This is a genomic window from Halomonas sp. MES3-P3E (assembly GCF_002836035.1).
In the GTDB taxonomy this organism is placed as follows: domain Bacteria; phylum Pseudomonadota; class Gammaproteobacteria; order Pseudomonadales; family Halomonadaceae; genus Vreelandella; species Vreelandella arctica.
Genome location: NZ_PJBT01000114.1, coordinates 1 through 919, shown reverse-complemented (window position 1 = coordinate 919; position 919 = coordinate 1). Strand labels below are relative to the sequence as shown.

Below are 919 nucleotides of genomic sequence, written 5' to 3'. Positions count from 1 at the left end.
TAGGTTTTGTACGAAAAGCCTTATCTGCTAATTTTACCTATGCAAAAGCAGCATAGGGGAAAAAAATGGTCGGACGTTACGAGATCTCTGATGACGGCTGGGCACAGATTGAAGATATCGTGTCGCCCCCTCAAACCATGGGCAGGCCCAGACGGGATGACCGAAAAATGCTCAATGGTATCTTCTGGGTGCTGTGCTCTGGCGCCAAATGGCGTGATTTACCCGAGCGATATGGTCCTTGGTCGACGGTGTATGACCGGTTCCGCAAGTGGCGTGATGACGGCACCTTTGAAGCGGTACTTTCTCGCTTGCAGCTCAAATTACGTGAAGATGGGCTTATGGACTTGGACACGTGGATGATCGACGCCACTTCCGTGCGGGCCACACGCGCTGCCGCTGGAGGCGGTAAAAAGGGGGCTCGAAAGAACCGCTAGACCATGCACTTGGCCGCAGTCGCGGCGGTTTAACCACCAAAATTCATTTGGTTTGTGATCGCCATGGCTGGCCACTGGCGTTCACGCTGTCCCCTGGTCAAGAGGCAGATTCTCGGCACTTCATTCCGACATTGGAGAGAGTTCATCTACCAGGTAGCGTCGGGCGCCCTCGCAAACGTAGTCGCTATATGGTGGCTGATAAAGGATATGACAGCGATGAGCTGCGTCATTACTGCGACAGGCACGGCATGAAACCCGTGATTGCTCAGCGCAACATGCACCGAAGAATCCGGCCTGGTCTACCCAGACGGTTCGATAAACCCAAATATCGTCAACGGAATGCGATAGAACGCTGCTTTGGCTGGCTTAAAGAATGTCGCCGCATCGCCACACGCTATGAAAAGCTGGCAAGTAGCTTTAAGGCGATGGTATGCGTGGCGTGCATCGACCGTTGCTTGCGAGCCAACTTTTCGTACAAAACCTAG

The 919-nt window shown here is 53.3% G+C and carries 1 protein-coding gene; it reads left to right on the top strand.

The genetic code is table 11. The annotated features are described in order from the left end of the window. Window positions 1-65: 65 nt before the first annotated feature. Window positions 66-919 (top strand): IS5 family transposase gene (locus tag CXF87_RS12155; protein WP_101146791.1). Its coding sequence is split into 2 segments (ribosomal slippage): window positions 66-408 and window positions 408-919, totalling 855 coding nucleotides; the frame shifts between segments, so codons are not numbered across the junction.